The organism is Mesorhizobium sp. M0136, assembly GCF_040322515.1.
Lineage (GTDB): Bacteria > Pseudomonadota > Alphaproteobacteria > Rhizobiales > Rhizobiaceae > Mesorhizobium.
The window spans coordinates 130,980-156,543 of sequence record NZ_JAMYTP010000016.1 but is presented as its reverse complement, the minus strand read 5'-3'; the positions used below and the strand labels follow the sequence as shown (position 1 = coordinate 156,543).

Sequence of the window (25,564 nt, the reverse complement as noted above, 5' to 3'; positions counted from 1 at the left end):
CCTTCCCCCCCCCCGCCGCCGCCCGGGTCCCGCCCCCCCGCCCCCGCCGCGCCCCCCCGCCGCGGGCGGCGGGCCCGCCCAGGACCGGTCCGCAAGCGGCGGATGGCGATGCCGGCGACAGCCAGCTCGTGGGCGGCCCGCGATGCCGGCGGCAGCGGCGAGGGATCGAAGCCGTCCAGCCTGCGCTCGGCTTCGTCGAGATGGCCGATCAGCAGCAAGCGCCGGACTTCGAGGTTGCGCGCATGTGCGGCATTGACGCGGTCGCCATGCCTTTCAAGCGTCGCCCGCGCGGCGTCGAGTGTCTTGGCCGGCCAGGCGAGGTCGCGCGAGACGAGCGCGATCTCGGCCTCGGCGACTATACACCTCGCGCGGGCCACGGCCTCCCTCGGACTGAATGCGTGTGCCGCCCTTTTTAGAAGAACCTTCGCCCGAACCAGATCGCCAAGCTGCGCCATTGCGATACCGCGCAACGCCAGTGCCGGCGCATCGTCGCGCAGCGCAACCCGCTTCAAGGCGCCGAGCGGATCGCCCGCCGCAAGCGCATGCGCCGCGGCTGTAATCAGCGAGTCCATCGGAATCCCGTCACACTTGTCACTCCCATGGCTTCGACATCCGGCGCTAAGTCCATCTCACCAACCAGTCGTATCGACAACGGCGACTGTAGCCAACCTGAGTTGCGGCGCGCCAACCTTGAGTCGCGGCTAGATTGTGCACTGGGCTCGAACGCAACGATAAGCACTAGGAGAGACGCAGTGAAGATCGAAGGTACAGCCATCCTGGTGACTGGCGCCAATCGGGGCATCGGTCGGGCACTGGTCGAGGAAGCCCTGAGCAGAGGCGTAAAGCGCGTCTATGCCGCAACCCGCCAATCCATGGCCCACCCGGACCGGCGTGTGACGTCCCTGACCATGGATGTGACCAACGTTGCGCAGATCCGGGAGGCCGTCGAGAAGATCGATGCTCTCGATATCCTCATCAACAACGCCGGCGTATCGCCCTTCGATGACCTCAGCGACCGTCGTGTGCTCGAACAACAGCTCGCCGTAAACCTCTTCGGATCGTATGACGTTACCCAGGCTCTGCTGCCGTTGCTGGCCCGGTCGCGGGGAGCCATCGTCAACATTCTGTCGCTGGCCTCGATTGCCGCCGTGCCGTTCAGTCCGGCTTATTCGATCTCGAAGGCGGCCTCATTCTCCCTGTCGCAGTCGTTGCGCACCCTTTTGGCCGGACGGGGTGTCAGCGTCCACAGGGTCCTTCCCGGCCCCGTGGACACGGACATGACCCGAGGCCTGGACATAGCGAAGGCCTCTCCGGAGTCTGTTGCGTGGGCAATCCTGGACGGCGTGGAGAATGGCGAGGAGGAGATCTTCCCCGATCCCATGTCGGAATCCGTGGCGGAGGGCTGGCGCAGCAGCGCGGTCAAGGCGCTTGAACGCCAGTTTGCAGCCTATGCGGAAGCAAGCCCGGCAAGTGAAGCAAGCCCGTCAGGCAGTGGGCATGAAGGAAAGAGCGAAACGATTACCCGCGAGGCCCATCCGTGCTGCTCGGCCTGAAACGAACGCTTGTGGAAGAGAGCGGCAGCATCGCCGCCCTCGACGCAGCCGGTCGCCTGTCGCCGACGACGGCGCCGACCTTCACGATCATGGCTCTGCCTGGCGAAGAATGCCTCGCTATGTCTGGAGCAAGTTGACCGATCAGTTGCGGTCGTCGGGGAAACTTGGAATAGGCAAGAATTCGACGCCATCCTCGGCCAGGCTCTTGGCCTCCTCCAGCGTCGCCTCGCCATAAATGCCGCGCGGATCGCTCTCGCCAAAATGGATCTTGCGCGCTTCCTCGGCAAATTTGTCGCCAACATAATCGGCGTTCTCGCGCACCTTCTCGGCAAGCGCCTTGAGCTGCGCCAGCGCCTGCTTTTGTGCCTCGCCCATGGCCAGCGCGATCTTCTCCTGGCTGCGCCCGGTCGAGACGGCAGGCGCCATCAGCGCCTTCTCGACCTTGTGCGAGCCGCAGGCCGGGCAATCGATGAAACCGCGCCTCTTCTGTGTGTCGAAATCGTCGTTGCTGCGGAACCAGGCCTCGAATTCGTGCTCGTGTTCGCAGATCAGGGAAAAGCGGATCAAGAGGCGGCACCCCTGAGCGGCATTGCCTCCGCCGAACCGGCGTTTACGGCAAAATCGCGTGCGTTTTTGAGATTCGGTATCTTCTTGCGCGCGGCGACTGACTGCACCGGGTCGATCTCGGCGACGATCACCGCCGGCTCGTCATGCGCCGCCTCGGCGACGATGCGGCCCCAGGGATCGACGATCAGCGAATGGCCATAGGTTTCGCGGCCGTCCTCGTGCACGCCGCCTTGCGCGGCGGCAACCACATAGGCGCCGTTCTCGATGGCGCGCGCCCTGAGCAGCACATGCCAATGCGCTTCGCCGGTCTGGCGGGTGAAGGCGGCGGGCACCGAAAGCAGATTGGCGCCGGCCAGCGCCTCGGCACGGAACAGCTGCGGAAAGCGCAGATCGTAGCAGACGGCAAAGCCGAGCTTCACGCCATTGATTTCGGCGACGACGGCCTCGGTGCCAGGCTCATAGGCGGCGGATTCGCGCCAGCTCTCGCCATTGTCGAGATCGACATCGAACATGTGGATCTTGTCGTAGGTGGCAATCGTGGCACCGTCCGGCCCGAACAGAAGGGCGCGGTTGGCAAGCTTGCCGTCGGCGCGCAGAATGGCGGTCGAGCCGATATGCAGGAAGATGCCGAGCTCCTTGGCCAGCCTCCGCGACGTCGAGACGACGATGTCCTTGTCTTCGGAGGTGAAGGAAGCGGCCCGCGCTTGGCTGTCGCGGATCAGCGCGCCGGTCATTTCCGGCGTCTGGACATAGGACGCGCCAAGACCTGCCGCCTCGCGGACCAGCCGTTCCAGATCGACCGCATTGCGCTCCGGGCTGGTTCCCGAACGCATCTGGATCGCCGCTGCCTTGAAAGCACCCCCGGTCTTGAAAGCACCCATCGTCATGTCCTTACCTGGTCGAGCCGTTGGCGAGCAATCCGTCCAGCCGTCCTTCCGCCTCCAATTCGTGGAGATCGTCAGAGCCGCCGACATGCGTGTCGCCGATGAATATCTGCGGAAAGGTGGAACGGCCATGGGCCCGGGAAATCATTTCCTGGCGCAGTTCCGGCGAGAAGGAGGCGTCGTGCTCTGTATAGGCGACGCCCTTCCTGTCGAGCAGCCGTTTGGCCGCGGTGCAATAGCCGCACATCATCCGCGTGTAGATCGTCACATCGACCATCGGTCAGCAATCCTGCCTCGTTCTGCTGTCATATAGGCTATATAGGCGCCGATTCGTCGGCCCGAAAGTCCCCCGGCAGCACGCGCGCGAAGGTCAGTACGTCGACCGCGCCGGCACCGCCCTTCTTCAATGCCCTGGCGACCGCGCGGACGGTGGCGCCGGTGGTGTAGACATCATCGATCAACAGCACCCGGCGGCCGGCGATTTCGATCTCCGCCTCGTCCGGCACTTTGAATGCGGCGCGAACATTTTCCTCGCGTTCCCGCCGCTCCAGCCCGACTTGCTGGCGCGTGAGTTTGACGCGCTTGATGGCTGATGGCGCGAAAGGCCGCTCCCCGAGCTGCGCCACCGCCCGCGCCAGTTCCGCGGACTGGTTGAACTGCCGTCGGAAGAAACGCCGCCAGTGCAGCGGCACCGGCACGACCACGTCGGCCTCGGCGATGAGTTCGGCACCGGCGCGAAGCATCCAGCGCGCCATCCACGGCGCCAGATCGGTGCGGTCCTGGTATTTCAGCCCTTGCACCATCTGGCGGGCAACGCCGGAATAGGCAACCGCCGCCCGCGCGCGTTCGAACGGCGGCGGGTCGGCTATCGCCTCCGCCGACAGGAAACCCTCACCCATACTGTGGGTGAACGGCGTGCCCATCACCGGGCACCATGGCCGTTCCAGCAGCCTGAGTTTCGGCCAGCAGGCGCCGCACAACACGCCGGGCTGCGAGACATGGCGGCGGCAGCCGGCGCAGACCGGCGGGAACAAGAGGCGCGCCGGCCAGCCCACTGCCTTGCGGGCAATGCTCTTGATCGCAATACGCTTGATCTCTGGCATGGGATCGGCCACGTGGTTGGTCCTCCGCATCACTATATCAGAGAGCGAAGCACAAGGACCTGCCCATTGCAGCCTGTAATCGACACCTCGCTCTGGCTGGCGCGCAAGCGCCGGGCACTGGCCCGTCCTACCGCCGGCGCGGATTTCCTCATGCGGCGGGCGGCCGAGGATCTTGCCGACCGACTCGGCGCCGTCGAACGCAGGTTCGGCAAGGCGGCCTCATTGTTTTGCCAGACGCCGGCAGCAGCAGAAGTGCTCGCCGAAAGCGGCAAGGTGTCGGAAAACGTTCGCGTCGAGGCCGACGCCGCTTTCCTGGGTGGCCAGCCAGGGCTGTTGGCGCCGTTGGAAACCGTGCCATTCGAACCGGAAAGCCTCGACCTCGCAGTCTCGCTGCTGTCGCTGCAGGCGATGAACGACATTCCCGGCATGCTGGTGCAGATCCGCCGGGCGCTGAAGCCGGACGGGCTTTTCCTCGGTGCCTTCGCCGGCACAGGCACGCTTTCCGAGCTGCGCGAAAGCCTGCTTGCCGCCGAGACCGAGCTCTATGGCGGCGCCAGCCCGCGTGTGATCCCGTTCACCGACGTCCGCGACGCCGGCGCGCTGCTGCAGCGCGCCGGCCTGGCACTGCCGGTGGCCGACGTCGAGACGATCACGGTGCGCTACGATTCGCTATTTGGCCTGGTCGCCGACCTGCGCGCCATGGGCGAGACCAGTGCGCTTGTCGACCGCAGCAGGCGGCCGGGCACGCGAGAGCTGTTCGCGCGCGCCGCCGAAATCTATGCGGAGCGGTTTTCGGATGCCGATGGCCGCGTCAGGGCGAGTTTCTCGGTGGTCTGGATGTCAGGCTGGGCGCCCGATGCCTCTCAGCAAAAGCCGCTGAAGCCGGGCTCGGCAAAAATATCGCTGAAGACAATCCTGGAAAACCCCGGCGGCCCCTGAGCGTATCCTTGCGCAAAAGCTAAGCGTATCCATCAAAGCTAAGCGGGTCACTGCGCAAAAGCGTTGGCAAGCCTGCTGCTGTTGTCGCTGAACAGCCACTGAATCGCATCGGCAGCCCGGCCGACACCAGCGACAATGGCAAGCGACAGCACGGCAACGATCAAACCATATTCGATAACTGTCGCGCCCCTCTCGTCTTCTAAAAATCGTTGCAGCAAGATTTTCATGGGCGCCCATCCCTCTTGCCCGAACCTAGCGCCGACCCGTTAAGAAAGGTTAACGTGACAGGCTTAACGCGCGGTGAACCAGCCGCATTCTAGGAAACAGCCGAATCCTAGATAGTTGTTGAGGAGTCAGCAGTCGCCGCTGCTTCTGCCATCGGCCCGTATAACGCAGACCGAACTGGGCAGCGGCTGCAGCACGCTCTTGCGGAGCGTATAGCTATCGCGCTGGCCGATCGAGCCGGTGCTCATCGTATCAAGCCCATCGCGGGCAAACTGCGAGCGGGTCCGGCTGTTGAGGTAGGGCGTCGCGATCAAGGCCAGAGCCACCGCGGCCGAGCCGAACAAGAGGGCGATGCGCAATATTCCCATGCCGGCATTGGCCGCGCCAGGAAGGCGGTCGGGCCAAGGCGAGTCCCAGTCCTTGTCGAGGCTCATGCAAATCGGTCCCCAGCGGTGGAATCGGCGTAACCGCTTTGCGTCAATTTTTCACGACCAGATAAATCTTTCATTAATGCTGCCGATATCGCGTTGAGGAGTTGCCCGGTTTACGGCAGGCCGGCCGTTAGAGCAGATCGATGAGGAACTGGATCAGCGGGGCGTCGGCCGGCGGCATCGGAAAATCGCGCATCTGGCGCGGCCGTACCCATTTCAGCACCTGGCCTTCCTTCGGCCGGGCAATGCCGCGGAATCGACGGCAGACGAACAGCGGCATCAGCAGGTGAAAATCGTCGTAGGAATGGCTGGCGAAGGTGAGCGGCGCCAGGCAAGGGATATCGGTCTCGATGCCGATCTCCTCGTACAATTCGCGGATCAGGCATTGTTCCGGCGTCTCACCGGGCTCGACCTTGCCGCCCGGAAACTCCCACAGGCCGGCGAGTTGCTTGCCTTCGGGCCGCTGCGCCAAGAGGACGCGCCCGTCGGCATCGACCAGCGCGCAGGCGGCGACCAGGAGCAGGCGTTTGCCGACCGTATCCAAGCCGCTCATGCGCCTTGTGGCCGGCGATAGTGATAACGATAGACTTCGTCGAATCCGAGCGAGCGATAAAGCGCCAGCGCCGGCGCGTTGTCCGCCTCGACCTGCAGCCAGGCTTCCCGCGCCCCGCGCAGCCGCGCCCATTTCAATGCCGAACGGATGAGGTGGCGGCCATGGCCCTGGTTGCGCACCGACCTGTCGGTGGCGATCTCGAACAGGCCGGCAAGGTCGCCGTCATGCACGCAGATCAACGTTGCCAGCGGCTCGCTGCCGGCCTCCAGCGCAAACAGCCCGGCCTCCGGCTGGATGGCGCCGATGATCTCCGACAGGCCCGGCCGCAGCGACACATCCGAACCGCTCACCTTGAGCGCCGCGCCGATGAAACGGCTGATGTCCCTCAACGGAATCTGGTCCATGGCATCGTCGAGCGCGGCGTCGGCCAGCGGCAGCCGCATGACCAGCGACTCCGCGAACGTGCTCCAGCCTTCGCTGTCGAGGTACTTTGAAAGATCAGGCCCCGACAGCGGTGAGATGCGAAAGGTCAGCGGCCTGCCATAAGCGTCGAAGCGGCGGCTGGCGCGGCCGATGCGCTCGGCAATGTGCTGGATGTCGCCCGGATCGAGCGGATTGACCGAGTTCAGCCGCTTGGCCGGGTGGCCGGCCGTCAGCCGGACCACCCAGGTGCCGTCATAATGGACGGCGGCCGCCGGCCAGGCCCGAAAGCCGGCCGCCTCATAGCGGCGCACGATCGCCAACACGCTTGCCGGATGTCTGGAAGCCAACGCCATCAGCTCCGATAATCGCCGTTTATGGCGACATATTCCTTGGTGAGATCGCAGGTCCACACCGTCGCCTTGCCGCGGCCGATGCCGATATCGGCGCGGATGCGGATCTCGTCGCGCTTCATATACGCCGAAGTCGCCTCCTCGGAATAGGCCGCGTCGCGCTCGCCCTGATAGGCCAGGCGGTTGTCGCCGAACCAGATCGACAGAAGGTCGCGGTCGGCCGGTTCGCCGGCCTTGCCGACAGCCATGACGACGCGGCCCCAATTGGCGTCCTCGCCGGCGACCGCCGTCTTGACCAGCGGCGAATTGGCGATCGACAGCGCGATGCGCTTGGCCGAGCGGGCCGATTTGGCCCCGGTGACGGTGACCTCGACCTGCTTGCGGGCGCCCTCGCCGTCGCGCACCACCTGCAGTGCCAGCGATTTCAGCACCTTGCCGAGGGCACGGCGGAACGCGCCGAGGCGCGCATCCTTGGGGTCGGAAATTGCCGGCGCGCCGCGCCTGGCGGCAGCACCCGTGGCGAACATCAGCAGCGTGTCGCTGGTCGAGGTGTCACTGTCGACGGTTACCGCGTTGAAGGTCTTGGCCGTGCCGCGCGACAAGAGATCCTGCAGCACGGGTGCTGCGATCGGCGCGTCGGTGGCGACGAAGGAAAGCATCGTCGCCATATCGGGCGCGATCATGCCGGCGCCCTTGGCGATACCGTTGATGGTGACGTCCGTATCGCCGAGCTTGACCGTCACGGTCGCCAGTTTGGGATAGGTGTCGGTGGTCATGATCGCCTTGGCGGCTTCGGTCCACAATTCCGGCTTGCCGTCCTTGACCAGCCCGGCCAGCAGATGGCTGAACTTGCCGGCGTCGAGCGGTTCCCCGATCACGCCGGTCGAGGCCAGGAACACCTCGCCCGCTGTGCAGCCGGCCGCCTTCGCCGCCACCTCGCCCGTGAGTGCCGTCGAGGTGCGGCCCTTCTGACCGGTAAAGGCATTGGCATTGCCGGAATTGACCACCAGCACGCGTGCCTTGCCAGCCACGAGGTTCTGCCGGCAGAAATCGACCGGCGCCGACGAGCATTTCGACCTGGTGAACACGCCGCCGACGGTGGTGCCGGCGTCGAACACCATGGCCAGCAAGTCGGTGCGGTTCTTGTATTTTATGCCGGCCTCGGCGGTGGCGATGCGCACGCCCTCGATCACCGGCATCTTGGGATATTTCTTCGGCGCGAGCGGCGAAACCTGTGCGGACATGGAAGACCCCGGGCGGGAAAAATCGCGAAAGGAACGCCGGTTTGCCCGATAGCACGCGCCGGCGCAAGGCGTTTTCACACCCGTTATAGGTACCGGAAGCCTGACACCGTCTCATGCCGCAAGGAGGCTGTTGCAAATTTGTTGGTGTCGCTGCGACCGATAGCGCTATGATCCTGCCCCATGGGCAGGCTTGTGGTCTTGGCACTGGCGTTTCTGGGCTTTCTGCTGCTGCACGCCGATGCGCAGACGGCGCGGCGCGTGGCGCTTGTGGTCGGCAACGGCAGCTACGCCGAAGCCGGCACGCTGGCCAATCCGGTCAACGATGCGCTCGACATCGCCGACAAGCTGCGCGCCATCGGTTTCGAGGTGATCGAAGGCAACGATCTCGGCAAGCGCGAGCTCGAACGCAAGATCGGCGAATTCTCCGATGCGCTGCAAGGTGCCGGTGCCGGGTTGTTCTACTATGCCGGCCACGGCCTGCAGGTCGACGGGCGCAACTTCATCGTGCCGGTCGACGCCAGGCTGGACATACCGGTCAAGCTGCAACTCGAGGCGGTGCCGATCGACGAGGTTCTCGACATCATGGAGCAGCAGACCAAGGTCAGCCTGGTCTTCCTCGATGCCTGCCGCAACAACCCGTTTGCCCGAAGTCTCAGCCGCAGCGCCACGACGCGCTCGGCGACGGCTCTCGCCGGCCTTGCCCAATTCGAGTCGACACGCGGCTCCTTCATCGCCTTCTCGACGGCGCCCGGCGCCGTGGCAATGGACGGGACGGGGCGCAACTCGCCCTTCGCCGCGGCGCTTTTGCGGCACATGGCCGAGCCCGGACAGAGCATCAACGACATGATGATCGCGGTGCGCCGCGACGTCGTTTCCGCAACGCGCGAGGCGCAGCGTCCCTGGGAGCAGGGGTCGCTGCTCGAACGTTTCGAATTCGTTCCGGGCGGAGACACTGCCCAGCAACCGAAACCGGCCGTCAGCCCGGCTCCCGCGTCGCAGGTGGCTGCGCTCGAACGCTCCGTCGGCGACGAGGGTGCCATCGAAAAATTCTTGCGCGAAAACTATCTGGCGCCTGATGCCAGGAGAATGCGCGAAACCGTCAGACGGCTTTACGGTTCGTCGGCCACCATCTACGGCACGCGTTACGACAGCGAGGCCATCGTCAAGGTCAAGACCGACTGGTTCGCGCAATGGGCGTCGTGGTCGTTCGGTCTCGAGCCCGGCAGCCTTGAGGTGATGCCGCACGGCAAGGATCGTGCCGACGTGGTTTTCGCCATGAGCTACGACTATGTGCCGAAAGACAAATCGGCGCAGCGCCTGACCGGCAAGGCGCGGGTGACGCTGGAACTCGTTCTGGCCGACGGCGAATGGCGCGTTGCATCGGAAACGTCGCAAGCGCTGGAATGACCGTCACCGGACGGTCGGGTTGAGGAAGCCACGAAACATCCGCTGCACACCCGGAATCAGCCCCCAGATCATGATCGAGACCATCACCGGCGCGATGACCAGCGTGCGCTGCCAGATCTGCCATCCCTGCGTCAGCGGAAAAACCACGTACAAGATGGCAGTGATCAGCGGATAGACGCCGAGCAGTTCCAGCAGGGCGAAGCGCAGGCGCGAAAAAAGGATCACGACGGCCGAAGTCATTGCTGTCCCTCCTTATCGTTACGGAACGTTTCGTTACATATAAAACGGATCGTTCCGTTTCGTCAAGAGTTGTATATGATGACTGCTGAAATCGCGGGTAAGGAAGAAGAGATGGGCGAAATCACCGATCCCGGGCGCAAGTCAGCCGGCGCACGGCGCAGCCCCGAAAGCGCCGATGCCATTCTCGATGCCGCCGAGGCGGTGCTGGTCGAGGCCGGTTATTCCGGCTTCTCGATCGAGGCGGTGGCGCGCCGCGCGCGTGCCGGAAAACCGACGATTTATCGCTGGTGGCCAAGCAAGGCCGCCTTGCTGCTCGACGTTTACCAGCGGCAAAAGCGCGTCGACAATCCCGATACCGGGAACCTTGCGGAGGATCTCGCCGGCTTCCTGAAGAGCTTGTTCGCGCATTGGCGCGACACATCGTCGGGCAGCGTGTTCAGATCGCTGATCGCCGAGGCGCAGTCGGACGAAAAAGCCGCCGCCGTCCTTGCCGAATACGCGAGAGGGCGTCGCATCCACACCGGCCAGATGGTCGAACGCGCCAAGGCAAGGGGAGAGGTGGCAGCCGATGTCGATGCCACTGTCGTCGCCGACCTGATTGCCTCGTTTGCCTGGGCGCACCTTCTGACAGACCGCCTGGACGAGGACAAGGCGATCTTACGCAGGGCGGTCGGCTATGTCTTGAAAGGCATCGTCGCTGACCATGCCGGCGACGCCACGGCGGTCCGGCGGCGGCGTCGACGCATCCTCGCTCGCCCTACCAAATAGAAGCGACAGGGCGGCAGCGCGCCCTGTCGTAGCCCAATCTGGCTTATTTGGCGCTTTCCAGCGCGTCGACCGTCTTCTTCAGGTTCGCATCCGGGATGTCGACCTTGGCGTTGGCACGCAGCGACTTGACCAGCGCGAAATACTTGTCGCGGATGACCGCCTGGCGCGCCTGGTCCTTGACCTGGTCGAACGCCGGCGGCTGCTTGGTGCGCTTGTCCTCAACCTTGATGACATGCCAGCCGAACTGCGACTGCACCGGCTGCTCGGTGTATTTGCCGACCGCCAGCGCAAACGCCGCCTTGTCGAACTCCGGCACCATCTGGCCAGGTCCGAACCAGCCGAGATCGCCGCCGCTGGTCTTGCCGCTCGGATCGCTGGTGTGCTCGTTGGCGAGTTTCTGGAAGTCGGCGCCGCCGTCGAGCTGCTTGATGATGGCGTCGGCCTCTTCCTTCGTCTTCACGAGGATGTGACGTGCGTGCACCTCGTTGGTGGGCGGCGTGTTGGCGATTTCCTGGTCGTAGCGGGCGCGGACCTCGGCATCGGTAACCTTGTCGATGACGCCCTTCTCGACCATTTCGCCATGCAGCGCGCGCTGCTGCAGGAAGGCCATGCGGCGCTGGAAGTCGGGATCCTTGTCGAGGCCGGTGGTCACCGCCTGAGCCGCCATGACGCGGATTTCGATCGCCGCCGACAGTGCCGCGGCGCGGCGCTGCTCGGGCGGAAGCTGCGCGAACTGCTGCGACAGCTCGCCCTCGGCAAGCCCAAGGTCTGCCTCGGTCAGCGTCTGGCCATTGATGGTGGCGACCACAGCGTTCGGATCGACCGGCTTGGCCGCCGGGGCGGGTGCTGCCGGCTGGGCAGGGGCGGCTTCCTGTGCCATCAGCGGCGACAGCGAGAGGGCCGAGAGGCCGAAAGCCAGACCAAGGCTGGCGAGCGACGCACGGCGGAACAACAAGGACATTACGATTATCTCCAAAGCGGGGTAGCTAGAGCGGAATGGCTTCCAGACCAGCAGGATTGTGGCGGAATTTGGCGCGGTCGACAGGGCGAGCGCGGCGTTGACATCGAATGAGCCCCCTCTTATCTGTCCAACGACTTTGCGTCCAGAACCGTTTTCCGGGCGCTTTTTGCGTTTGTCCGCGTTCACGTGGATTTGATGGGGCCAGCCGGCGCCTGTCGCAACGACTTGGAATGCTATCGAAAGGGCCATTGGATGGTCAGTCTCGGCGGTCTCGCCCGTAAGGTTTTCGGCTCCTCCAACGATCGTCGGGTCAAATCGACCCGGCCCCGCGTCGAGGCGATCAATGCCATGGAAAACGAGATGCGGGCGCTCTCCGACGCCGAGCTTCAGGCCCGCACCGACAAATTCCGCCAGGACATCGCCAACGGCGCCAGCCTCGACGACCTACTGGTGCCGGCCTTCGCTACCGTCCGCGAGGCCGCCCGTCGCGTGCTCGGCATGCGCCCGTTCGACGTTCAGCTGATCGGCGGCATGGTGCTGCACAATGGCGGTATTGCCGAGATGCGGACCGGTGAAGGCAAGACGCTGGTGGCGACGCTGCCGGTCTATCTCAACGCGCTCGCCGGCAATGGCGTCCATGTCGTCACCGTCAACGACTATCTGGCCACGCGCGACTCCGAATGGATGGGCCGCGTCTACAAATTCCTCGGCCTTAAGGTCGGCGTCATAGTCCATGGCCTGTCCGACGAGGAGCGCCGGGTCGCCTACGCCGCCGACGTCACCTACGCCACAAACAACGAGCTCGGCTTCGACTATCTGCGCGACAACATGAAGTACGAGCGCGCCCAGATGGTGCAGCGCGGCCATAGCTACGCCATTGTCGACGAGGTCGATTCCATCCTGGTCGACGAAGCCCGCACGCCGCTGATCATTTCCGGTCCGCTCGAGGACCGTTCGGAAATGTACAACACCATCGATACCTTCATCGTCCAGCTGCAGCCGCAGGACTACGAGATCGACGAGAAGCAGAAGACCTCGATCTTCACCGAGGAAGGCACCGAGAAGCTGGAGAACATGCTGCGCGATGCCGGCCTGCTCAAGGGCGAGTCGCTCTATGACGTCGAGAACGTCGCCATCGTCCACCACGTCAACAACGCGCTGAAGGCGCACCGGCTGTTCCAGAAGGACAAGGACTATATTGTCCGCAACGGCGAGATCGTCATCATCGACGAGTTCACCGGCCGCATGATGCCCGGCCGCCGCTATTCGGAGGGCCTCCACCAGGCACTCGAAGCCAAGGAGCATGTGGCGATCCAGCCGGAGAACCAGACGCTCGCCTCGGTCACCTTCCAGAACTATTTCCGCCTCTACAAGAAGCTCGCCGGCATGACCGGCACGGCGCTGACCGAGGCCGAGGAATTCGCCAACATCTACAATCTCGACGTCACCGAGATCCCGACCAACCTGCCGGTCATCCGCATTGACGAGGACGACGAGGTCTACCGGACGGTCGAGGAGAAATACAAGGCGATCGTCAAGGAAATCAAGGAAGCCCGCGCCAAGGGCCAGCCGACCCTGGTCGGCACGACTTCCATCGAGAAATCCGAGCAGTTGGCCGAGCGCCTGCGCAGGGAAGGTTTCAAGGATTTCGAGGTGCTGAACGCCCGCCATCACGAGCGCGAGGCGGCGATCGTCGCCCAGGCCGGCAAACCCGGCGCCATCACCATTGCCACCAACATGGCCGGCCGCGGCACCGACATCCAGCTCGGCGGCAATGCCGACATGCGCATCGCCGACGAGCTTGGCGACATGCCGGCCGGCCCCGAGCGCGAGGCCAAGGAAAAGGAAATCCGCGACGACTTCGCCCGGCTGAAGGAAAAGGCGCTCGCCGCCGGCGGCCTCTATGTGCTGGCCACCGAACGCCATGAATCGCGCCGCATCGACAACCAGTTGCGCGGCCGCTCAGGCCGTCAGGGCGATCCCGGGCGGTCAAAGTTCTTCCTGTCGCTGCAGGACGATTTGATGCGCATCTTCGGTTCCGAGCGCATGGACGGCATGCTGCAGAAGCTCGGCCTCAAGGAAGACGAGGCGATCATCCATCCCTGGATCAACAAGGCGCTGGAAAAGGCGCAGAAGAAGGTCGAGGCGCGCAACTTCGACATCCGCAAGAACCTGTTGAAATATGACGACGTCTCCAACGACCAGCGCAAGGTGGTGTTCGAGCAGCGCCTCGAATTGATGGACGGCGAAGGCCTGTCCGAGACCATCACCGAGATGCGCGAAGGCGTCATCGAGGAGATCGTCGCCAAGAACATTCCCGAAAACGCCTATGCCGAGCAGTGGAACGTCGCCGGGCTCAAGGCCGAGATCGCCGAATTCCTCAACCTCGACCTGCCGGTAGAAGACTGGGTCAAGGAAGAAGGCATTGCCGAAGACGACATCCGCGAGCGCATCAGCCAGGCCGCCGACGCCGCCGCCAAGGAGCGCGCCGAGCGCTTCGGCCCCGACGTTATGACGTATGTCGAGCGCTCCGTGGTGCTGCAGACGCTCGACCATCTGTGGCGCGAGCACATCGTCAATCTCGACCATCTGCGCTCGGTCGTCGGCTTCCGCGGCTATGCGCAGCGCGATCCGCTGCAGGAGTACAAGAGCGAGGCGTTCGAGCTGTTCCAGGCGATGCTGGGCAATCTGCGCCAGGCGGTAACGGCGCAGCTGATGCGCGTCGAGCTGGTCCGCCAGGCGGCGGAAGCGCCGCCGCCAGAGGCGCCCGACATGTTCGGCAGCCATATCGACGGCTCGACCGGCGAGGACGATTTCGAAGGCGGCGACACGGCCGTCCTGGTCCGCCAGGAGACCAACGCCATCGTCGCCCCCGAAAACCGCGACCCGAAGAACCCGGCGACCTGGGGCAAGATCGGCCGCAACGAAGCCTGCCCCTGCGGGTCAGGGAAAAAGTACAAGCATTGCCACGGGGCGTTTGCGTAAGGCATTGCTTTGCTTCGCCCCGTTCGCGGGGAGAAGGTGCCCAAAGGGCGGATGAGGGGCAGCGGAGGCGTTGGCAATTAGCCAATCTCCGCACCTGAACGGGAGATGGCCGGCAGGCCAGAGGGGGCGCTCAGCCTTTTTGGCGATCTTAGGGCGACGCTCTGGCGTCATATTCTCGGCCCGCTTCGGGCCGCCTTTCGCGCCCAGCGCTTTCGCGGCAGGTCTTTACCGTCGTCAACCACGTCATCGGATTCCTCGCCTGTAGCAATACGCATGACGTGGACGGCATTGCCGATCACGTCGGCAGGACGCTTCTGGCCTTTAGGTCCGGTTGGCATTCCTAGTTCTCGGCATGGCTAAAGACGACAGCGCCGTTGTCCTTACGAACTTCAACGGACACGATTCCATCGTCACCCTTTCGGGTTTGAAACATGGAGGTTGCATGATCTTTCGCGGTCTTCTCGTCGTCGAAGATCAACTTGTCGACGATGCCCTGCCTTCCATACCAGATGACAGTGTAGACCATTGTTGCTGCCGTGCGTTCCGCTCAGCATATAGGCGTTTCGCATATGGGGCAAACGGGATAGGCGTTTCCGCGGATTTCAAACTGAGACACTCCCGAGCAGGTTGAAGGGTTGCGCGAATGATGAATATGAAGCAGCCAGCGCCGCGCCTCATCCGCCTGCCGGCAGCTTCTCCCCGTATAGAGACGGGGCGAAGGGAACTTCCCACCCAACCGTTTCTTAATGTGTCTCCGCTACACCAAGCCCCTGTAAATTGGCGGAAAACGGAGAGTATTGGGTGCGCTTTTCCGCGGCGACGACAGCCGGGCGGTTCCTGCCGCAGCGCCTTGCGCTGCGCATAAGGCCGCTGCTTGGCCTGATCGATGCCGTGCTGTTCACCGCCGGCGAGCGCGGCGAAGCCGGCCGCATGTCGCTGATCGCCTTTTCGGTCCGCATCGTCAGCGCCGTCATCGCCTTCGTCAGCCAGGTCCTGATGGCGCGCTGGATGGGCTCGTTCGAGTACGGCATTTTCGTCCTCGTCTGGGTGACCATGGTCATCGTCGGCAATCTCGCCTGCCTCGGCTTCCACACCTCTGTCATCCGCTTCATCCCCGAATATCGCGCGCGCGGCATGATGGCCGAATTGCGCGGCATCGTGCGGGCCAGCCGGCTGTTCGTGCTGATTGCCTCGACTGCGATCGCCGGCCTCGGCGCGCTCGCCGTCTGGCTGCTGTCGGCCTTTATCGAAGACTATTATGTCGTGCCGTTCATCCTCGGCATCATCTGCCTGCCGATGATCGCCATGTCCGACCTTCTGCAAGGGCTGGCGCGGGCCAATTCCTGGGCGCTGTTTGCGCTGTCGCCGACCTTTCTGGTGCGGCCGCTGCTGATCCTGGCGTTCATGGCGCTGATGCTGCTGGCGGGCTACGCGGCCGACGCCAGGACGGCGATCTTCGCCGCGATCGCCGCCACCTATGCCACCACGCTCGGTCAGCTCATCGGCGTGACGTCGCGCATGGACAGAAGGATCCCGGCCGGGCCGATGAAATTGCATTTCGGCCAATGGTTCATCGTCTCGCTGCCGATCTTCCTGGTCGAGAGCTTTTTCTTCCTGCTCACCAATGCCGACGTGCTGATGGTCGGCGCCTACCTCGATCCCAACGACGTCGCCGTCTATTTCGCCACGGTCAAGACGCTGGCGCTGGTGCATTTCGTCTATTTCGCGGTCAAGGCCGGCGTCGCCCAGCGCTATGCCCAGTTCACCCATGGCGAGCCGCAAAAGCTCGCTGCCTTTGCCCGCGAGACGGTGTCGTGGACCTTCTGGCCGTCGCTGGCGATGGCGCTGCTGGTGCTGGCACTGGGCGAGCCAATGCTGACCTTGTTCGGCCCCGAATTTTCCGCCGGCTATCCGCTGCTGTTCCTGCTGGTGTTCGGCGTCGTGGCGCGGGCCGCCGTCGGCCCTTGCGAAAGCCTGCTCACCATGAGCGGCAACCAGAACATCTGCGCCGCGGTCTACGCCCTGACGCTGGCCTTCAACATCGCGCTGAGCGTCGTGCTGATCCCGCTCTTCGGCCTGTGGGGCGCGGCGATGGCCACCGTCTTCGCCATGATCTTCGAGGCCGGCGCGCTGTCCTTCACGGTCTGGCGCAAGCTCGGCATCGTCATGGTCATTTTCGTATCAGCCAAAGGAGCCGCCTGATGGCTGCCGTCCCCCTGCTCGAGGAAACCAGCGGCGGCCCGGCCGGCGCCATGGTGTCCGGTCTTGCCGGGCTCGCCCGCGAGGCCGATCCCGCCCATATCGAGATCCTCGCCAACCACCGGCCCGAGCGCAAGCTCGCCATCTATCCAGCCTCCGCCGGCTTCGACCTGGTCGAGGAGCTCGACTATCTCTGCACCCGCACAATCGAGCCCAACGTCTTCTTCAACCCGCGCTTCCTGGCGCCGGCCATGCCCAGGCTGGAGGACCGTGAGGTGCGGCTGGCCGTCATCCGCGACGGCGACCAGTACCGCAACCGGCTGCGCCTGCTGGTGCCGTTCTCGGTCGAGCGGCCGGCGGTGCCGCTCGGGATTCCAGTCATGCGCACCTGGTCGAGCCCGTTCGGCCCGATCGGCACGCCGCTGGTCGATCGCGACGATCCGATCGGCGTGATCGAGGATTTCTTCTCGATGCTGTCGCGGCCGCATCTCAAGCTGCCGAAAGTCTTCGTGCTGCCCGACATAAGGCTGGACGGCCCGGTGGCCAGCCTGCTCGCCAGCGTCGCCGAAACGCGCGGCCTGACGCTGGTCACCACCGGCAAGGCCGACCGCCCGGTGCTCGAAAGCGCGCTCGACGGCGAGGAGTATCTGAAAGCTTCGCTGCGCGCCCACCATTATCGCGAGTTCCGCCGCCTGAAGCGCCGCCTCGCCGACCTCGGCCGGCTGGAACATGTGGTGGCGCGCGGGCCGGACGAGATCCGCCATGCCATCGAGAATTTCCTGACATTGGAGGCCGCTGGCTGGAAAGGCCGCGAGCGCACCGCCATGGCCATCGACCGCTACCGCGCCGCCTTCGCCCGCGAGGCGGTGCACCGGCTGGCCGAGCAGGATCTTTGCCGCATCCATTCGCTGACGCTCGACGGCCGCACCATCGCCTGCCTGGTCGTCTTCGTCGAGGCCGGCGTCGGCTACACCTGGAAGACCACCTATGACGAGAAGCTCGCTGCCTATTCGCCGGGTACGCTGCTGATGATCGAGGTGACCAGGCAGCATCTCGACGACCCCAACATCATGATGACCGATTCCTGCGCCGTGCCCGACCATCCGGTGATGAGCCGGCTGTGGACGGAGCGCAAGCCGATGGGCACGCTGGTGATCGGACTGACGCCGGATGCCGATCGCCCTGCCCGCCAGGCGGCATCGCAGCTTCACCTCTACCGCGAGACCCGCAACATGGCGCGCCTGCTGCGCAACCGGATGAAGAGCCTGTTGCGGCGGCGGTAGGAGCGATCGCCTAGAACGCGTCTGCCGGCGCGAAAAAGCAGTTTTCGTGTTCTTCGGTCGGATGAAGGCAGATGTGAAAGTTGTCGTCGCCGGACGGAATTACGCTATCGTAGGGGACAAAATATCGGTTCTGATGAGTGACCTTCTGGTGGTCGCCTGGCCGCAAAACGATCACATAGCCGTCGGGCCGCGGTGTGACGGTTATGCTGGGAATCTTGCCGCACTCTCCTGTCAGCGGATCGCCGTAGCAGCAGGCCGGTGGATAGGTCCAACCGCCATCGGAACTATGCGCAAATGCCGAAACACTCCCAAGTGCTGCAGCCGTGGCGATCACGCCTGCCAAGCTGGCGTCCATCCATCGTTTTCCGACCGCATGCACCCGAACGGCTCCAACCGCCAGTGACATTTGCGGCAATCATACATCATTAGCGTGCGCTAATATAGCGAAGCGGGCGTTCCGGATATCCATTCGAGGCATAGGCAATGCTGCTTCCGGGCTGCGGCCAAATCAATGTCCAGCAAACTAACGCCGAGGCCCAACCTGTTCTGGTTTCTGTCCGTCTGGGTTCTTCCCGCGCCATGCGCTGGGCCGGCTTGGGCCTAGGTCGTCAGGGTTAATTCTCCCAATCACCGGAAGGGACTAGCATCAACGCAGTCCCAACAGGGATGAGGCGATCAATTTCGGCCGCGCGTCCAGCATCATTGCCGCCTCGGTCCTGCACGGCCAGAAGAAAAAACTGGGAGGAATGCATGACGAAACCAACTCACCTCAGGCATCTCGGTATCCTCACATTGGCAGGTCTCGTTGGCGCGTGTCTGAGCGCCGCCGCGCCTCGGGCCGCCGAACCCGACAAGGCCGAGATAGATGCCCTGCGTAAATCGCTGTCCAGATATGAAGATTACAAGGTTGCCGTTCGCGAACTTTATCTGTCGACGGTTGGATGCGTCTTCTACAACGGCGAAAAGGTGGAAGGGGCGATGGACTACCCGAAGGGCGCAATGGGCATCCATTTCGTCAATGTCACGACTGTCGGCCCGACCGCAGATCCGACGCGCCCCAATGTGCTGATCTATGAGCCGGTCGGTAACGAGTTGCGCCTGGTCGGCGTGGAATGGCTCGTGCCCTTGACGCCGGACACCAAGGAGCCGCCGAAGCTTTTCGGCCAGACATTCATGGGGCCTATGGAGGGGCATTATCCGCTCATCCCGAAGGAGTTCCACCACTACGACCTTCACGCCTGGCTGTTCAAGGAGAACCCGCTCGGAATGTTCAGTCCGACGAACCCGGACGTGAAATGCGACAATTATGCGTTTCCGATGCCGGAGCAGCCGACCAAGATGGTGCCGGGGCCGATGTAAGCGACCTCGCTACCGCTGAGGCTGTCGGAGGGGCCGGCCGCGGCCTCAATAGCGGTTATCCCAGGAGGAGGGCTCCTGGGATAACGCCAGCCGAGCTCGCGGTTTCTCAGGTGGGTGGTGCCCCTAGCCGGGATCGAACCAGCACTCCTTGCGGAACTCGATTTTGAGTCGAGCGCGTCTACCAATTCCGCCATAGGGGCTCAGGCCGAGCGGCCTGGATGGGCGCGGACTATACGGTTGGAGGCCTGTTCGTCAACTGGCCAAATCCCGACATCCGGGCTCGCTCAAGCCTCAGCCTTTCGATTTCGTGAAGCAGCTGCCATTGTGCAGCGCGGAAAATCTTTCTAGACAGGCGGCGCATGTCATTGAAGCGCACCTTGTCCGACGAGGTTGATGCGGGGCGCTTCCAAGTCTTGTTTGTACATGTCGTGATCCCAAGACCGCTTCTGGTTTGGGCGTGCATTAGGAGTGCCGATGCTTCGCGGACTTTACGACTGGACCTTGTCGCTGGCGGCGAGCAAATCCGCCGAATGGTGGCTGGCCTTCATCGCCTTCGTCGAGAGTTCGGTGTTCCTGGTGCCGGCCGACGTCCTCTATCTGCCGATGGCGCTGTCGCGGCCGGATCGCGCCTATCGTTACGCGCTGGTCGCCACCGTCGCCTCGGTGCTGGGCGGCATCGCCGGCTGGTTCATCGGCCATTATGCCTATGATGCGGTGGCGCGGCCGATCCTCGAATTTTATGGCAAATATGACGAGTTCGAAGCGATGCGCGTCTCATCGGGTGTCGGCTTCATCATCCTGATGCTGGTCACCTCCGGCCTCGCCCATCTGCCGCCGATCAAGGTTGTGACGATCCTGTCGGGCGTCATCGGTGTTCCTTTGCTGCTGTTCATCGTGCTGGCAATCGCGGCGCGCGGTGCTCGCTTCCTGTTTCTCGCGTGGCTGTTGCGCCGCTATGGCGAGCCGATCCGCCACTTCATCGAAAAGCGCCTTGGCCAGATTGCGGGCGCCGGCGCCGCTGCCCTGATTTTGCTCTATATCGTCGTCAAATACGCCGTCTGAACGGCATCGAACCGAACGGACTGGAGCCCGATGACAGCGACCGTGAATGCCGATACCGGACGCCAGCGGCTGCGCACCGCCCTGTTTCTCGCCGTCGCCATGGCCGCCACGGTCGGCTCGGCGCTGGCCTTCCAGTATGTTGGCGGCTACATCCCCTGCAAGCTCTGCCTCGAGCAGCGCACGCCTTACTACGTCGGCGTACCCTTGATGCTGCTGGCGGTGCTTGCGTCGGCGCTTCGGGCGCCAGCTTGGGTAAGCCGTGGCCTGCTGGCCATTGGCGGCCTGCTGATGCTCTACGGCGTCTATCTCGGCGTTTATCACTCCGGCGTCGAATGGGCGTGGTGGCCGGGCCCGACCGATTGCACGGCAGCCGCAGGGCCGGTGGACACCGGCGGCAAGGGCGTGCTCGACGCGCTCGACAAATTCGTCCCGCCTTCCTGCGACAAGGCGGCGGTTCGCATCCTCGGCCTGTCGCTGGCGGGCTGGAATGCCATCGCCAGCTTTGTCCTCGCCGCAGTCGCGTTCCGCGGCGCCTTTGCCCGCGACTGAGTGGCACAACGCAGAATTCGTTCAGAAATTCGTCAGGCCGGAGTGCATGACGTAGTTTTCGAGAACCGGAGCGGAGCGTGCTAAACTACGTGAGCACCGGCCTACGCCGGCCGTAGCCTTAACTACCACGCCACGACCGCTCATGAATGCTTCGGCCGGCGAAGGCCGGAAGCGTAGAAAGCGGCGTCAGCCGACCGGCATGGCGGATTTCTGCCGAACTCTATGGTTCGAGTTCGACATCCCAGTACAGATAATCCATCCAGCTTTGGTGCAGATGGTTGGGCGGGAACAGCCGGCCGTTATTATGCAAATCATGCACCGTCGGCTGGTAGGGCTTCTGCAGCGGCCACATCTTGGCGTGGGCCGGCATCATGCCGCCCTTCCTCAGATTGCAGGGCGAGCAGGCAGCGACGACATTCTCCCAGGTCGTGGCGCCGCCGCGATGGCGAGGAATGACATGGTCGAACGTCAGATCGTCCGGTGTGCCGCAATATTGGCACTGGAAACGGTCGCGCAGAAAGACGTTGAAACGGGTAAATGCCGGATGCCTCGACGGCTTCACGTAAGCCTTCAGGCTGACGACGCTCGGCAGCTTCATCGAAAAGGTCGGCGAAGAGACGGCGTGTTCGTATTCGGCGACGATGTTCACCCTCTCGAGGAACACCGCCTTGATGGCATCCTGCCAGGACCAGAGCGACAGGGGGTAATAGCTGAGCGGACGGTAATCCGCATTCAGCACCAGCGCTGGAAGCCCATCCGGAGATACGGCAACCGTCACGTCGTTGACCTCCTTCACCCTAGAACCGGTCGACGCGGATACTGTAAGCCCGACATGACAGGGATGTGAAGCGGATTGTCGATCATGCCGGGTCTCAAAAACGCATGATTTCAATGCTTTTTTGCGGATTCAGGCCGGAGGCGCGGCATCCCTGCCCTTCAATTCGCGATAATAAGCCCAGAAAAGCCGCGATGCGACACCGCGCCACGGGCTCCATGATTCGGCAAGCCGGATTAGCATTTTCTCCGGCGGACGCGGGTCGATGCCGAGCGCATGGCCGACCGCGCTCTGCAAAGCAACGTCGCGCGCCGGAAAGATATCCGGGTGTCCGGCGGCAAACAAAAGGTAGACTTCAGCCGTCCACGGGCCGATGCCCGGCACTCTGGTCATGGCCGCGATAGCCTCGCTTGCATCGAGCCGGCAGAGGTGATCGAGGTCGAGCCCGTCGGCCACCGCCTGGGCGACGGCAATCAGGCCGCGCTGCTTTGGCCGCGACAGCCCCGCGTTGCGAAAGATCGCCTCATCGGCGGCAAGGATCGCCTGCGGCGTCAGCGGATCGAGCAGTTCCGTCAGGCGGCCGAAGATGGCATCGGCGCTCGCGCGGGACACTTGTTGCGAAACGACGATGGAAGCAAGGCTCCTGAACCCCGGCTCCGACAGCCTGAGCGGCACCTCGCCAGCCATGCCGCGCACTTTTTCCAGGCGTGGGTCGAGCAAGCATAGCCTATCCAGCCCTTGCGCAATGTCGTCGAGGCTGGCGATGCGTTGCATGTCTGCTTGTTCCAAAATCAAAAGTGCCGCACGTTTCGTCACGTGTCCCTCTGGACGCACGACGCCGCCGGCGCAAAGTAGCAATTGGCGAAAGCGCCGCACAACCCGATTGCCCGCCGGACAATGACACTGCTGACATTCCGCTTCGCGCCGAGCCCGAACGGCGAACTGCATCTCGGCCATGCCTATTCGGCGCTGCTCAATCAGAAATTGGCAAAGGCGGCGGGCGGACGCCTGCTGCTGCGCATCGAGGACATCGACACGACGCGCTGCACGCCGGAATTCGAAGCAGGCATTTTTCGCGACCTGAAATGGCTGGGGCTTGGCTGGGAGGAACCGGTGCGCCGCCAGTCCGAGCATTTTGCCGAATATCGGGCTATGCTCGAACGGCTGATCGAGGCGGAGCTTGTCTATCCGGCCTTCATGAGCAGAAGTGAGATCCGCGCCTTCATCGCCGACAGCCAAAAGCGCGGCCGCGACTGGCCGCGCGACCCGGACGGCGTGCCGCTCTATCCCGCCGCCGACAAGGCGCTGCCGGCGAGCGAACGCAAACGGCGCATCGCCGAAAATGTGCCATTTGCCTGGCGGTTGAACGTCGATGCGGCAATAGGGCGCGCCGGCAAGGACCTGTCATGGGCCGAATACACGGACGAGACGCTCTCCGCGACGCGTCGTGTCGAAGCCCATCCGCAGGATTGGGGCGACGTGGTCGTGGCGCGCCGCGAAATCCCGACCAGCTATCATCTCGCCGTCACCGTGGATGACGCACTGCAGGGCGTCAGCCATGTCGTGCGCGGCCAGGACCTTTATTCCGCGACCAGTGTGCAGCGGCTGCTTCAGCAGTTGCTTGGCCTGCCGCAGCCGGCCTATTTTCACCATCGCCTGATCCTCGGCCCGGACGGACGAAAACTGTCGAAGAGTCTTGGCGATACCAGCCTTGCCGCCCAGCGTGCGGCGGGCGCCTCGCCCGACGATGTAAGGCGGCTGGTCGGTCTCTAGCTGGACCGGCGAGCTGACGGCCATCAACGGCGCTCCTTCAATTCAAATGACTCTATGGATCAACCGTTTGGTTTTGCTTGCCGGCCCGAACGGCATTAAGCAGTCGCCGCAGTCGATCCCTCACCCGAATTCACCGCGGCCTCCTGAAAATGCACAGCCTCAAGCGGTTCATCCCCGCCTCTTTCGTCCTCCTGTGGGCGACCGGCTTCATCGGCGCGCGCTATGCCATGCCGTGGGCGGAGCCCTTTACTTTCCTGGCCGCGCGCTTTGTCCTGGCCGCAATCCTGCTTGTCGCTTTGATGGCCGCACTTGGTTCGAGCCGCGCCACCCGCGACGAGGCGCTGCACGCGACCGGCGCCGGCATCCTGATGCATGGGGTCTATCTCGGCGGCGTGTTCTGGGCCATCCACCGGGGCATGCCCGCTGGGCTTTCAGCCTTGATCGTCGGCCTGCAGCCGCTGATCACGGCAGTGCTCGCCGGCCGGCTTCTGGGCGAGGCCATCCTGCCGCGCCACTGGGCCGGTCTCGGCCTCGGGTTGATCGGCGTGGTAATCGTGCTCTGGCCGAAGCTCGGCGCGCTCGGCGGCGGGGTGACGGCCGAAACACTGGGCGCCTCGCTGGTCTCCGTACTCGGCATGAGTGCGGGCACGATCTGGCAGAAGCGTTTCGCCTCCGGCGGCGATCTGGTGGCTGCCACGTTCTGGCAATATGTCGGCGGCGCATCGGTGATGGCTCTGGCCTCGCTCGCCTTCGAGACCCGAACGGTCATCGTCAACGGCGAACTGATGTTTGCCATGGCCTGGCTTGTGCTGGTGCTGTCGATCGGCGCCATCTTCCTGTTGATGGTGATGATCCGCGACGGCGAGATGTCGAAGGTCGCCTCGCTGTTTTACCTCGTGCCGGCCGTCACCGCGGTCATCGCCTGGGCATTGTTCGGTGAGCAGTTGAGCCCGCTCCAGATCGCCGGCATGGCAATCGCGACGCTCGGCGTCGGGCTGGCGACCGCTCAGCCGCCAAAAGCATGATCCCAAAAAAGTGGGAACCGGTTTTCGGAAAAGATCATGCTTAACTCAGCCGACTCTCGCACGCGCCTCTAAATAGCGGCTGATCGCGGCGTTGAGCTCGCCACCGAGGATGAAGATCGCCGAGACGATATAGAGGAATACGACGGCGATCATGATCGAGGCGAGGCCGGCATAGGTCGTCACATAGGACGAGAAATGATCGAGATAGGCGGCGAAGATGGTCGACCCGATAAGCCAGCCGATCAGCGTGAAGATGATGCCAGGCACGATCGAAACGAAGCGGCGCTTGCCGGCCGGCAACCAGAAATGCACGGCGAACAGGCCGCCGATGATGACGACCGAGGCGATGACGTAACGCCACAGCGTGATCGTGCCCATGTAGGGCTTTATCCATTCGAAATGCGACTCGGCCAGCCGTGCCAGCAACGGCGCGAAGACCAGCAGCACGCTGATCGCCAAAAACCCGGCCGTCGCGATCAGCACGAAGATGATGCTCTGCACCCGCCGGTAGATGATGCCCCGCGTTTCCGAGACACGATAGGCGCGGTTGAGCGAGGTGCGCAGCGCCTCGATGCCGTTCGAGGCGAAGTATCCGGCAAGCACGATACCGTACGTCAACAGGTCGCTGCGCCTAACGGTAAGCACGTTGAGCACTTCGCGCGCGATCGGTTTGGCGATCTGCTCGGGCCATGTGTCGAACACAAGGTGCACGGCGGTGTCGGCGAAGGCCTGCGCGCCGAAAAAACTCGCCAGCGTCGTAGCGAAGATCAGGAAAGGAAAAAGCGCCATCAGCGCGGTGATCGCCAGATGGCTGGCCATTGCCCAGCCGTCGTCGGTGTTGAAATGGCCGAGCGCGTCGTAGAGGACGCGTTTAAGGGCTACGATCTTCCGCAACAAGAACCGCGT

At 63.8% G+C, this 25,564-nt stretch carries 28 protein-coding genes, 1 tRNA gene and 1 pseudogene; 12 read left to right on the top strand and 18 right to left on the bottom strand.

The annotated features are described in order from the left end of the window. A pseudogene (locus tag NKJ35_RS20450) lies at positions 1-572 on the bottom strand (helix-turn-helix domain-containing protein); the annotation flags it as partial. 180 nt (positions 573-752) lie between these two features. On the opposite strand from NKJ35_RS20450, the gene NKJ35_RS20445 reads away from it, so the two are divergent. After that, a complete protein-coding gene (locus tag NKJ35_RS20445; protein WP_352649346.1) occupies positions 753-1,553 on the top strand; it encodes an SDR family NAD(P)-dependent oxidoreductase in 801 nt (266 codons plus the stop codon). A 141-nt stretch (positions 1,554-1,694) separates the two neighbouring features. Here the strand turns inward: NKJ35_RS20445 and NKJ35_RS20440 are convergent, their stop codons facing one another. The 4 genes from NKJ35_RS20440 to NKJ35_RS20425 are packed head-to-tail and all read right to left on the bottom strand — an operon-like array spanning position 1,695 to position 4,119. Next, the gene (locus tag NKJ35_RS20440) at positions 1,695-2,120 is read right to left on the bottom strand and encodes a DUF1178 family protein (RefSeq protein WP_254816701.1); all 426 of its coding nucleotides are present in this window, start codon (positions 2,118-2,120) and stop codon (positions 1,695-1,697) included. Next, positions 2,117-3,001 (bottom strand): carbon-nitrogen hydrolase family protein, encoded by an 885-nt coding sequence (locus tag NKJ35_RS20435; RefSeq protein WP_352649345.1) that lies wholly within the window; start codon positions 2,999-3,001, stop codon positions 2,117-2,119. Before NKJ35_RS20435 ends, NKJ35_RS20440 begins: the two co-directional genes overlap by 4 nt. Before the next feature lie 10 nt (positions 3,002-3,011). Further along, positions 3,012-3,281 (bottom strand): glutaredoxin 3, encoded by a 270-nt coding sequence (grxC, locus tag NKJ35_RS20430; RefSeq protein WP_254816699.1) that lies wholly within the window; start codon positions 3,279-3,281, stop codon positions 3,012-3,014. 37 nt (positions 3,282-3,318) lie between these two features. Further along, positions 3,319-4,119, bottom strand: a complete 801-nt coding sequence (locus NKJ35_RS20425; RefSeq protein ID WP_352649344.1) for a ComF family protein — start codon at positions 4,117-4,119, stop codon at positions 3,319-3,321. 54 nt (positions 4,120-4,173) lie between these two features. On the opposite strand from NKJ35_RS20425, the gene NKJ35_RS20420 reads away from it, so the two are divergent. After that, a complete protein-coding gene (locus NKJ35_RS20420; RefSeq protein ID WP_352649343.1) occupies positions 4,174-5,046 on the top strand; it encodes a methyltransferase domain-containing protein in 873 nt (290 codons plus the stop codon). A gap of 47 nt (positions 5,047-5,093) precedes the next feature. Here the strand turns inward: NKJ35_RS20420 and NKJ35_RS20415 are convergent, their stop codons facing one another. The 5 genes from NKJ35_RS20415 to argJ all read right to left on the bottom strand — a co-directional run bounded on the left by NKJ35_RS20415 (position 5,094) and on the right by argJ (position 8,272). Beyond that, complete coding sequence (locus NKJ35_RS20415) at positions 5,094-5,273, bottom strand: Flp family type IVb pilin (RefSeq protein WP_352476309.1); 180 nt, start codon at positions 5,271-5,273, stop codon at positions 5,094-5,096. Positions 5,274-5,399: 126 nt separating this feature from the next. Beyond that, the gene (locus tag NKJ35_RS20410) at positions 5,400-5,705 is read right to left on the bottom strand and encodes a hypothetical protein (RefSeq protein ID WP_352649342.1); all 306 of its coding nucleotides are present in this window, start codon (positions 5,703-5,705) and stop codon (positions 5,400-5,402) included. Positions 5,706-5,832: 127 nt separating this feature from the next. Next, entirely contained in the window at positions 5,833-6,255 is a 423-nt protein-coding gene (locus tag NKJ35_RS20405; protein WP_254816694.1) for a (deoxy)nucleoside triphosphate pyrophosphohydrolase, read from the bottom strand. Then, the gene (locus NKJ35_RS20400) at positions 6,252-7,031 is read right to left on the bottom strand and encodes a GNAT family N-acetyltransferase (RefSeq protein WP_352649341.1); all 780 of its coding nucleotides are present in this window, start codon (positions 7,029-7,031) and stop codon (positions 6,252-6,254) included. Before NKJ35_RS20400 ends, NKJ35_RS20405 begins: the two co-directional genes overlap by 4 nt. After that, positions 7,031-8,272: a bifunctional glutamate N-acetyltransferase/amino-acid acetyltransferase ArgJ gene (gene argJ, locus NKJ35_RS20395; protein ID WP_352649340.1), complete on the bottom strand. Its 1,242-nt coding sequence runs from the start codon at positions 8,270-8,272 to the stop codon at positions 7,031-7,033. The genes NKJ35_RS20400 and argJ overlap by 1 nt, the downstream gene beginning before the upstream one ends. A 180-nt stretch (positions 8,273-8,452) precedes the next feature. On the opposite strand from argJ, the gene NKJ35_RS20390 reads away from it, so the two are divergent. Then, positions 8,453-9,679, top strand: coding sequence for a caspase family protein (locus NKJ35_RS20390; RefSeq protein ID WP_352649339.1), 1,227 nt, complete (start codon positions 8,453-8,455; stop codon positions 9,677-9,679). 3 nt (positions 9,680-9,682) lie between these two features. Here the strand turns inward: NKJ35_RS20390 and NKJ35_RS20385 are convergent, their stop codons facing one another. Continuing rightward, entirely contained in the window at positions 9,683-9,919 is a 237-nt protein-coding gene (locus tag NKJ35_RS20385) for a putative antibiotic biosynthesis monooxygenase (protein ID WP_352649338.1), read from the bottom strand. Positions 9,920-10,030: 111 nt separating this feature from the next. On the opposite strand from NKJ35_RS20385, the gene NKJ35_RS20380 reads away from it, so the two are divergent. Beyond that, on the top strand, positions 10,031-10,687 hold the full coding sequence (locus tag NKJ35_RS20380) for a TetR/AcrR family transcriptional regulator (RefSeq protein WP_352649352.1): 657 nt from the start codon (positions 10,031-10,033) through the stop codon (positions 10,685-10,687). A gap of 43 nt (positions 10,688-10,730) precedes the next feature. On the opposite strand, the gene NKJ35_RS20375 is transcribed toward NKJ35_RS20380, so the two are convergent. Beyond that, the gene (locus NKJ35_RS20375) at positions 10,731-11,648 is read right to left on the bottom strand and encodes a peptidylprolyl isomerase (protein ID WP_352476303.1); all 918 of its coding nucleotides are present in this window, start codon (positions 11,646-11,648) and stop codon (positions 10,731-10,733) included. 252 nt (positions 11,649-11,900) lie between these two features. Here NKJ35_RS20375 and secA point away from each other — a divergent pair, with 252 nt between their 5' ends. Next, on the top strand, positions 11,901-14,633 hold the full coding sequence (gene secA, locus NKJ35_RS20370; protein ID WP_352649337.1) for a preprotein translocase subunit SecA: 2,733 nt from the start codon (positions 11,901-11,903) through the stop codon (positions 14,631-14,633). Positions 14,634-14,973: 340 nt separating this feature from the next. On the opposite strand, the gene NKJ35_RS20365 is transcribed toward secA, so the two are convergent. Further along, positions 14,974-15,159, bottom strand: coding sequence for a hypothetical protein (locus tag NKJ35_RS20365; protein WP_254816687.1), 186 nt, complete (start codon positions 15,157-15,159; stop codon positions 14,974-14,976). Between the two features lie 275 nt (positions 15,160-15,434). Between NKJ35_RS20365 and NKJ35_RS20360 the strand changes: the two genes are divergently transcribed. Together NKJ35_RS20360 and NKJ35_RS20355 are read left to right on the top strand one after the other, a co-directional pair. Next, positions 15,435-16,835 (top strand): lipopolysaccharide biosynthesis protein, encoded by a 1,401-nt coding sequence (locus NKJ35_RS20360; protein WP_352649336.1) that lies wholly within the window; start codon positions 15,435-15,437, stop codon positions 16,833-16,835. Next, positions 16,835-18,115 (top strand): GNAT family N-acetyltransferase, encoded by a 1,281-nt coding sequence (locus NKJ35_RS20355; protein WP_352649335.1) that lies wholly within the window; start codon positions 16,835-16,837, stop codon positions 18,113-18,115. Before NKJ35_RS20360 ends, NKJ35_RS20355 begins: the two co-directional genes overlap by 1 nt. 10 nt (positions 18,116-18,125) lie before the next feature. On the opposite strand, the gene NKJ35_RS20350 is transcribed toward NKJ35_RS20355, so the two are convergent. Further along, positions 18,126-18,470, bottom strand: a complete 345-nt coding sequence (locus NKJ35_RS20350) for a hypothetical protein (protein ID WP_254816684.1) — start codon at positions 18,468-18,470, stop codon at positions 18,126-18,128. A gap of 395 nt (positions 18,471-18,865) precedes the next feature. On the opposite strand from NKJ35_RS20350, the gene NKJ35_RS20345 reads away from it, so the two are divergent. After that, entirely contained in the window at positions 18,866-19,474 is a 609-nt protein-coding gene (locus tag NKJ35_RS20345; RefSeq protein WP_352649334.1) for a hypothetical protein, read from the top strand. Between the two features lie 115 nt (positions 19,475-19,589). On the opposite strand, the gene NKJ35_RS20340 is transcribed toward NKJ35_RS20345, so the two are convergent. Further along, positions 19,590-19,674, bottom strand: a tRNA-Leu gene (locus tag NKJ35_RS20340). A 274-nt stretch (positions 19,675-19,948) separates the two neighbouring features. Here NKJ35_RS20340 and NKJ35_RS20335 point away from each other — a divergent pair. After that, on the top strand, positions 19,949-20,536 hold the full coding sequence (locus tag NKJ35_RS20335; RefSeq protein ID WP_352649333.1) for a YqaA family protein: 588 nt from the start codon (positions 19,949-19,951) through the stop codon (positions 20,534-20,536). A gap of 30 nt (positions 20,537-20,566) precedes the next feature. Further along, the gene (locus NKJ35_RS20330) at positions 20,567-21,085 is read left to right on the top strand and encodes a disulfide bond formation protein B (RefSeq protein ID WP_352476298.1); all 519 of its coding nucleotides are present in this window, start codon (positions 20,567-20,569) and stop codon (positions 21,083-21,085) included. Positions 21,086-21,305: 220 nt separating this feature from the next. On the opposite strand, the gene NKJ35_RS20325 is transcribed toward NKJ35_RS20330, so the two are convergent. Both NKJ35_RS20325 and NKJ35_RS20320 read right to left on the bottom strand, forming a co-directional pair. After that, entirely contained in the window at positions 21,306-21,863 is a 558-nt protein-coding gene (locus NKJ35_RS20325; protein ID WP_254816681.1) for an HNH endonuclease, read from the bottom strand. 129 nt (positions 21,864-21,992) lie between these two features. Then, the gene (locus NKJ35_RS20320) at positions 21,993-22,634 is read right to left on the bottom strand and encodes a DNA-3-methyladenine glycosylase family protein (protein WP_254816680.1); all 642 of its coding nucleotides are present in this window, start codon (positions 22,632-22,634) and stop codon (positions 21,993-21,995) included. Between the two features lie 123 nt (positions 22,635-22,757). On the opposite strand from NKJ35_RS20320, the gene gluQRS reads away from it, so the two are divergent. After that, the gene (gene gluQRS / locus NKJ35_RS20315) at positions 22,758-23,633 is read left to right on the top strand and encodes a tRNA glutamyl-Q(34) synthetase GluQRS (protein WP_352476297.1); all 876 of its coding nucleotides are present in this window, start codon (positions 22,758-22,760) and stop codon (positions 23,631-23,633) included. Positions 23,634-23,782: 149 nt separating this feature from the next. Further along, on the top strand, positions 23,783-24,658 hold the full coding sequence (locus NKJ35_RS20310) for a DMT family transporter (protein ID WP_352476296.1): 876 nt from the start codon (positions 23,783-23,785) through the stop codon (positions 24,656-24,658). A gap of 45 nt (positions 24,659-24,703) precedes the next feature. Here the strand turns inward: NKJ35_RS20310 and NKJ35_RS20305 are convergent, their stop codons facing one another. Further along, positions 24,704-25,555 (bottom strand): YihY/virulence factor BrkB family protein, encoded by an 852-nt coding sequence (locus NKJ35_RS20305; RefSeq protein ID WP_254816677.1) that lies wholly within the window; start codon positions 25,553-25,555, stop codon positions 24,704-24,706. Positions 25,556-25,564 lie beyond the last annotated feature (9 nt).

Excerpts from the sequence above, each read along its gene's own strand:
- NKJ35_RS20435 (WP_352649345.1), bottom strand. The coding sequence starts at position 3,001 with ATGGGTGCTTTCAAGACCGGGGGTGCTTTCAAGGCAGCGGCGATCCAG.
- grxC (WP_254816699.1), bottom strand. The coding sequence starts at position 3,281 with ATGGTCGATGTGACGATCTACACGCGGATGATGTGCGGCTATTGCACC.
- NKJ35_RS20415 (WP_352476309.1), bottom strand. The coding sequence starts at position 5,273 with ATGAAAATCTTGCTGCAACGATTTTTAGAAGACGAGAGGGGCGCGACA.
- NKJ35_RS20410 (WP_352649342.1), bottom strand. The coding sequence starts at position 5,705 with ATGAGCCTCGACAAGGACTGGGACTCGCCTTGGCCCGACCGCCTTCCT.
- NKJ35_RS20405 (WP_254816694.1), bottom strand. The coding sequence starts at position 6,255 with ATGAGCGGCTTGGATACGGTCGGCAAACGCCTGCTCCTGGTCGCCGCC.
- NKJ35_RS20400 (WP_352649341.1), bottom strand. The coding sequence starts at position 7,031 with ATGGCGTTGGCTTCCAGACATCCGGCAAGCGTGTTGGCGATCGTGCGC.
- argJ (WP_352649340.1), bottom strand. The coding sequence starts at position 8,272 with ATGTCCGCACAGGTTTCGCCGCTCGCGCCGAAGAAATATCCCAAGATG.
- NKJ35_RS20390 (WP_352649339.1), top strand. The coding sequence starts at position 8,453 with ATGGGCAGGCTTGTGGTCTTGGCACTGGCGTTTCTGGGCTTTCTGCTG.
- NKJ35_RS20385 (WP_352649338.1), bottom strand. The coding sequence starts at position 9,919 with ATGACTTCGGCCGTCGTGATCCTTTTTTCGCGCCTGCGCTTCGCCCTG.
- NKJ35_RS20380 (WP_352649352.1), top strand. The coding sequence starts at position 10,031 with ATGGGCGAAATCACCGATCCCGGGCGCAAGTCAGCCGGCGCACGGCGC.
- NKJ35_RS20375 (WP_352476303.1), bottom strand. The coding sequence starts at position 11,648 with ATGTCCTTGTTGTTCCGCCGTGCGTCGCTCGCCAGCCTTGGTCTGGCT.
- secA (WP_352649337.1), top strand. The coding sequence starts at position 11,901 with ATGGTCAGTCTCGGCGGTCTCGCCCGTAAGGTTTTCGGCTCCTCCAAC.
- NKJ35_RS20365 (WP_254816687.1), bottom strand. The coding sequence starts at position 15,159 with ATGGTCTACACTGTCATCTGGTATGGAAGGCAGGGCATCGTCGACAAG.
- NKJ35_RS20355 (WP_352649335.1), top strand. The coding sequence starts at position 16,835 with ATGGCTGCCGTCCCCCTGCTCGAGGAAACCAGCGGCGGCCCGGCCGGC.
- NKJ35_RS20350 (WP_254816684.1), bottom strand. The coding sequence starts at position 18,470 with ATGGACGCCAGCTTGGCAGGCGTGATCGCCACGGCTGCAGCACTTGGG.
- NKJ35_RS20345 (WP_352649334.1), top strand. The coding sequence starts at position 18,866 with ATGACGAAACCAACTCACCTCAGGCATCTCGGTATCCTCACATTGGCA.
- NKJ35_RS20335 (WP_352649333.1), top strand. The coding sequence starts at position 19,949 with ATGCTTCGCGGACTTTACGACTGGACCTTGTCGCTGGCGGCGAGCAAA.
- NKJ35_RS20330 (WP_352476298.1), top strand. The coding sequence starts at position 20,567 with ATGACAGCGACCGTGAATGCCGATACCGGACGCCAGCGGCTGCGCACC.
- NKJ35_RS20320 (WP_254816680.1), bottom strand. The coding sequence starts at position 22,634 with ATGCAACGCATCGCCAGCCTCGACGACATTGCGCAAGGGCTGGATAGG.
- gluQRS (WP_352476297.1), top strand. The coding sequence starts at position 22,758 with ATGACACTGCTGACATTCCGCTTCGCGCCGAGCCCGAACGGCGAACTG.
- NKJ35_RS20310 (WP_352476296.1), top strand. The coding sequence starts at position 23,783 with ATGCACAGCCTCAAGCGGTTCATCCCCGCCTCTTTCGTCCTCCTGTGG.